At 62.5% G+C, this 5,502-nt stretch carries 5 protein-coding genes and 1 pseudogene; 3 read left to right on the top strand and 3 right to left on the bottom strand.

Annotated features, from left to right (window positions below):
• Positions 1-176 (bottom strand): annotated as a pseudogene (locus ACIP1G_RS31800) (outer membrane assembly protein); the annotation flags it as partial.
• A gap of 197 nt (positions 177-373) precedes the next feature.
• Between ACIP1G_RS31800 and ACIP1G_RS31805 the strand changes: the two are divergent.
• Together ACIP1G_RS31805 and ACIP1G_RS31810 are read left to right on the top strand one after the other, a co-directional pair.
• Positions 374-1,075: a response regulator gene (locus ACIP1G_RS31805; protein ID WP_400744578.1), complete on the top strand. Its 702-nt coding sequence runs from the start codon at positions 374-376 to the stop codon at positions 1,073-1,075.
• Positions 1,072-2,337 carry an ATP-binding protein gene (locus ACIP1G_RS31810; protein ID WP_400744581.1) on the top strand — a complete coding sequence of 422 codons (1,266 nt, stop codon included), beginning with the start codon at positions 1,072-1,074 and terminating at the stop codon, positions 2,335-2,337. The genes ACIP1G_RS31805 and ACIP1G_RS31810 overlap by 4 nt, the downstream gene beginning before the upstream one ends.
• 242 nt (positions 2,338-2,579) lie before the next feature.
• Here the strand turns inward: ACIP1G_RS31810 and ACIP1G_RS31815 are convergent, their stop codons facing one another.
• Together ACIP1G_RS31815 and ACIP1G_RS31820 are read right to left on the bottom strand one after the other, a co-directional pair.
• A complete protein-coding gene (locus ACIP1G_RS31815) occupies positions 2,580-3,824 on the bottom strand; it encodes a saccharopine dehydrogenase family protein (protein ID WP_003248123.1) in 1,245 nt (414 codons plus the stop codon).
• Between the two features lie 33 nt (positions 3,825-3,857).
• Positions 3,858-4,955, bottom strand: a complete 1,098-nt coding sequence (locus tag ACIP1G_RS31820; protein ID WP_400744584.1) for a carboxynorspermidine decarboxylase — start codon at positions 4,953-4,955, stop codon at positions 3,858-3,860.
• Between the two features lie 195 nt (positions 4,956-5,150).
• Between ACIP1G_RS31820 and ACIP1G_RS31825 the strand changes: the two genes are divergently transcribed.
• Positions 5,151-5,360 (top strand): DUF2945 domain-containing protein, encoded by a 210-nt coding sequence (locus ACIP1G_RS31825; protein WP_400744587.1) that lies wholly within the window; start codon positions 5,151-5,153, stop codon positions 5,358-5,360.
• The last annotated feature ends 142 nt before the right edge of the window (positions 5,361-5,502 follow it).

Raw genomic sequence — 5,502 nt, forward strand, 5'->3', positions numbered from 1 at the left:
ACCAGGCGGCGGTCATCAGCCTGGTCGCCGACGTTCAGCGGCAAGGCACCGAAGACACTGCCGGCGGAAACCCGCTGCAGGCCGTTGACGCGAATGTCGGCGATCCTGAACGGTGAGGCCTGGGCCAGTGTGGCTTGCAGCAACAGGATGGGGAGCAACAGGCGCGGGTAGTTCATCGGGGGTTCCAGACAAGCGGATTCGGAGGGGAGCAAGCGCGGGCAACCCGCATGCAGCGGGCGATGAGGATACGGGCGAGCTGTGTACGGCGCGGTTAGCCGAGGGTAAAGATGTGTAAAGTCCGACCGGGCGGCGGTGACAGTGCCGGCGTGGGGGGCGATCATTAGCGCCCCTGCAATTGTGATGTCTGGCCCTGATGATCCCCGTGCTGCTGGTTGACGACGACCGCGAACTGACTGAAATGCTCTCTTTGTACCTGGCGCGTGAAGGCTTCCAGGCCACGGCCGTGGCTACGGGTGAAGAGGGCGAGGCCCAGGCGCTGTCCGGCCACTACCAGCTGGTGGTGCTGGACGTGATGCTGCCGGGCATCTCGGGCATCGAAGTGCTGCGCCGCGTGCGCGCGCGCAGCCAGGTTCCGGTGCTGTTATTGACCGCCCGTGGCGACAACATCGACCGCATCGCCGGCCTGGAGCTGGGTGCCGATGACTATGTGCCCAAGCCCAGCTCCCCCGGGGAACTGGTGGCACGCTTGCGGGCGATACTGCGCCGCGTGCAGCCACAACTGATGGGTGAAGCCAGCGCACCCGAGGCGCCGGAACAGGTGCGCAGTGGTGCCTTGAAAATGTGGCCGGGCAGGCGCGAGGCGCACTGGGGTACAGCCACCCTGGAGCTGACCGGCTCCGAGTTCAGCCTGCTGGAGGCGCTGGCGCGCCAGGCTGGCCAGCTGGTCAGCAAGCAGGACCTGTCACTCAATGCCCTGGGCCGGCCGCTGACCCGTTACGACCGGCGCATCGACGTACACGTCAGCAGCATCCGGCAAAAGCTCGGCCCGCGTGCCGACGGCAGCAGCTGGATCCAGAGCGTGCGCGGCATGGGCTACATGCTGATTGTCGAATGATGCGCCGGCGCCTGTTCTGGAAGCTGTTTCTGGCGTTCTGGCTGGCCAACACCCTGACCTTCCTGGTGGGGGCGGGGGCCTTCATGCTCAATGACCTGCGTGGTGATACCCCAGGGCTGCGTTCGCTGCTGGCCACCGAGCTGCAAATGCTGGAGCACCATGGCGAACGGGCCGGCCGGCAATTGCTCGACGTGTCGCCACAGCCGCCGGATGTGCAGGTGGGCCTTTACGACGATCAAGGCCGCTTGCTGGCGGGCAAGACGGTGCACACGGCCCGTTTCGAGCAGGCACTGATCGACCGCGACGGCCGCCCGCTGGTGCTGCGTGCTTCGGTGGCCACCAGTGTCGGTATGGCACCGCGCCCACGCAACCTGGGCCCGTTTGTGACGGGCGCACTGATGAGTGCGCTGTTTGCGCTGTTGTGCAGCCTGTACCTGACCCGCCCCTTGGCCTGGCTGCGTGAGGCCATGGGGCAGGTTGCTCAGGGGCGGTTCGATGTGCGGGTAAGGCCGCGCCTGGGCAAGCGCCGTGACGAGATCGTCGAACTGGCCGAGGACTGCGACCGCATGGCGGGCCAGCTCAAAGCCCTGGTGCAGGCGCAGCAGAACCTGCTGCACGATATTTCCCACGAACTGCGCTCACCGCTGACCCGCCTGCATGCTGCCATCGGCCTGATGCGTCAGCAGCCCGACCGGCACGACATGCTGGAACGGATCGAGCGCGAGTCGCGGCGCATGGACGACCTGATCGAGCAACTGTTGACCCTGGCCCGCGCCCAGTCCCGGCAGGGCAACAGCGACTTTGCCAGCGTGGATGTGGTCGAGTTGTTGGCGCAGATTGTCGAAGACGCCCGTTTCGAGGCTGGCATGAAGCAGTGCCAGGTGTCGTTGCAGGCCGAGGGTGCATTTCTCATGCATGGCCATGAAGAGCTGCTGTACCGGGCGTTCGAGAACATCATCCGCAATGCCGTGCGCTACACCGCACCCGGCACTGAGGTGTTGGTGCACGCCGCACTGGGCTCGGGTGGGCAATGCTTGCAGGTGTACGTCAGCGACCATGGCCCGGGCGTGGACCCGGCGCGCTTGCAGCGCATATTCGAGCCGTTCGACCGGGGTACGGACAGCAATGGCGACGGTTTTGGCCTGGGCCTGGCGATCGCCCAGCGGGCCATCGCCCTGCATGGCGGCAGCATCACCGCACTGGCCGCGGCCAGCGGCGGGCTGAGCGTACGCATCGAACTGCCGCAAACCGGCCTTGCGTAGGAGCGGGTTTATCGAGGCGTCGAACCGCCGCGAATGCGGTGGCGGCTGCGGCGGTGAATGGCCAGGGGATATTGGCCGGCAGACCCGGCCTCTTCGCGGGTGAACCCGCTCCTACAACGGACTGTGCCGAACCGCCGAGGTGGGTGCACCACCGACCAATGTAGGAGCGGGTTCACCCGCGAAGAGGCCAGGCCTGGAAAAGCAGAAGGGGCGCCATGTTGGCGCCCCTTCTGTGTTACTGCTTAGGCTTCAGCGTCCCAAGGACGATCACCTTTTTCATCTTTGACGCGGGTCGGCAGGCCCATCACGTCCAGCGCCTTGAGGAACGGCTCGGCTGGCAGCTCCTCGACGTTGACCATGCGCTTGGCATCCCACTCGCCACGGGCAACCAGCAGGGCGGCTGCCACTGGCGGTACACCGGCGGTGTAGGAAATGCCCTGGCTGTCAGTCTCGGCGTAGGCTTCTTCGTGGTCGGCCACGTTGTAGATGAACACTTCGCGCGGCTGGCCATCCTTGGTGCCCTTGACCAGGTCGCCGATGCAGGTCTTGCCGGTGTAGCCAGGGGCCAGCGAGGCTGGGTCTGGCAGTACGGCCTTGACCACTTTCAGCGGTACCACTTCCAGGCCTTCGGCGGTTTTCACCGGTTGCTCGCTGAGCAGGCCCAGGTTTTTCAGCACGGTGAACACATTGATGTAGTGCTCGCCGAAGCTCATCCAGAAACGCACGTTCGGCACGTTGAGGTTCTTCGAAATCGAGTGAACTTCATCGTGCCCGGTCAGGTACAGGTTTTGCGAACCTACCACTGGCAGGTCGTCGGTACGCTTGACTTCGAACATGGTGTTGCTGGTCCACTGGCTGTTCTGCCAGCTCCACACTTGCCCGGTGAACTCGCGGAAGTTGATTTCCGGGTCGAAGTTGGTGGCAAAGTACTTGCCATGCGAACCCGCATTGACGTCGAGGATGTCGATCGAGTCAATGCTGTCGAAATACTGCTGCTGCGCCAGCTTGGCGTAGCTGTTCACCACACCCGGGTCGAAACCGACACCGAGAATGGCGGTAATGTTCTTTGCTTGGCACTCTTCGAGGTGTTTCCACTCGTAGTTGCCGTACCACGGCGGGGTCTCGCAGATCTTGCCCGGCTCTTCGTGGATGGCGGTGTCCAGGTAGGCGACACCGGTATCGATGCAGGCACGCAGCACCGACATGTTGAGGAAGGCGGAACCTACGTTGATCACGATCTGCGATTCGGTTTCGCGGATCAGCGCCTTGGTTGCCTCGACATCGAGGGCGTTGAGCGAGAAGGCCTGGATGTCGGCGGGTACCTTGAGGCTACCCTTGGCCTTTACGCTGTCGATGATGGCCTGGCATTTGGAGATGTTCCGTGACGCAATAGCGATACGACCCAGTTCGTCGTTATGCTGCGCGCACTTGTGGGCCACCACCTTGGCGACACCTCCTGCACCAATGATAAGAACGTTCTTCTTCAATTTACCCTTTGCTCCTTACTTGGAAAGCCGGTCTTACGACAGGCTGGAAACATAGTCTTCGAAACCGAACTCGCGGACCACTTCGACGCTGCCGTCGAGTTGCTTGACCACGATGGAAGGCATCTTCAGACCGTTGAACCAGTTTTTCTTGACCATGGTGTAACCCGCCGTGTCGACGAACGACAGGCGATCGCCAATGGCCAACGGACGATCGAATTGGTACTCGCCGAAGATGTCACCGGCCAGGCACGACTTGCCGCAGACCATGTAGGTGTGCTCGCCATCGTTGGGGGCCATCTTGGCATTGAGGCGGTAGATCAGCAGGTCGAGCAGGTGTGCTTCGATCGAGCTGTCGACCACGGCCAGGTGCTTGCCGTTGTACAGGGTGTCGAGCACGGTCACTTCCAGCGAGGCGCTGTTGGTGATGGCCGCTTCGCCCGGCTCCAGGTACACCTGCACGCCGTACGTTTCCGAGAAGGCTTTGAGGCGTGCGCAGAAGGCGTCTACCGCATAGTCTTCACCGGTGAAGTGGATACCGCCACCCAGGCTGACCCACTCGACCTTGTGCAGCAGGTGGCCGAAGCGCTCTTCGATGTGCGTGAGCATCTTGTCGAACAGGCCGAAGTCGCCGTTCTCGCAGTTGTTGTGGAACATGAAGCCGGAGATCTGCTCGATGACTTTTTCGATCTTTTCCGGGTCCCATTCGCCCAGGCGGCTGAACGGGCGGGCCGGGTCGGCCAGCAGGTAGTCGGAGCTGCTGACTTGCGGGTTGACGCGCAGGCCGCGGACCTTGCCTTCGGACTGATCGGCAAAGCGTTGCAGCTGGCCGATCGAGTTGAAGATGATCTTGTCGCAGTTCTCGAGCATTTCCTCGACCTCGTCGTCGGCCCAGGCCACGCTGTAGGCGTGGGTTTCGCCGGCGAACTTCTGGCGGCCGAGCTTGAGCTCGAAGAGCGAGGACGAAGTGGTGCCGTCCATGTACTGCTGCATCAGGTCGAACACCGACCAGGTGGCGAAGCACTTGAGGGCGAGCAGCGCCTTGGCACCGGAGTGTTCCCGCACGTAGGCGATCTTCTCCATGTTGCTGAGCAGCTTGGTTTTATCGATGAGGTAGTACGGCGTCTTGATCATTTAAAGGCCCCCGGCCAGGCCGGCCAAAAAAAAGACCCGCATTGTGCCTTCACTTGCCGCAGATCGAAAGGGTGGGATACGCATTTCGTCATGGTTTACGCCGTTTCGAGGGGATTTTTCCGGTTGTGGCGGGCTCAGTAGAACAGTGGCATGTGACTATCCTAATCACCAACCGTGGGTCGCAAGGAGAATCCGATGAGCAACGCGTACAAACCAGGCGACAAGGTGCGCTGGAATTCCGAGGCGGGAATCATCCACGGCACGGTGGTCAAGGTGCATTTTCGCGATATCGAATTTCGCGGGCGGCAGCGGCACTGTTCGAAGGAGGAGCCGCAGTACGAGGTGAAGAGCAACAAGACCGGGCACCTGGCGATGCACAAGGAAACGGCGCTGGAGAAGGACTGAATTGTTGTATCGGATGGCACCGGCTGCGCCGGTGTTCGCGGGCAAGCCCTAATGCCAGTCAGTTAAGCGGTAAGGGCTGACGGGGGCTTGCCTTGGGATCTTGGTTGCCTGTTAGATCGAGCGCCGCCCGCGCGGCGCTTCG

The organism is Pseudomonas sp. NPDC089392 (genome assembly GCF_044749595.1).
Taxonomy (GTDB): Bacteria; Pseudomonadota; Gammaproteobacteria; order Pseudomonadales; family Pseudomonadaceae; genus Aquipseudomonas.

Excerpts from the sequence above, each read along its gene's own strand:
- ACIP1G_RS31805 (WP_400744578.1), top strand. The coding sequence starts at position 374 with ATGATCCCCGTGCTGCTGGTTGACGACGACCGCGAACTGACTGAAATG.
- ACIP1G_RS31810 (WP_400744581.1), top strand. The coding sequence starts at position 1,072 with ATGATGCGCCGGCGCCTGTTCTGGAAGCTGTTTCTGGCGTTCTGGCTG.
- ACIP1G_RS31820 (WP_400744584.1), bottom strand. The coding sequence starts at position 4,955 with ATGATCAAGACGCCGTACTACCTCATCGATAAAACCAAGCTGCTCAGC.
- ACIP1G_RS31825 (WP_400744587.1), top strand. The coding sequence starts at position 5,151 with ATGAGCAACGCGTACAAACCAGGCGACAAGGTGCGCTGGAATTCCGAG.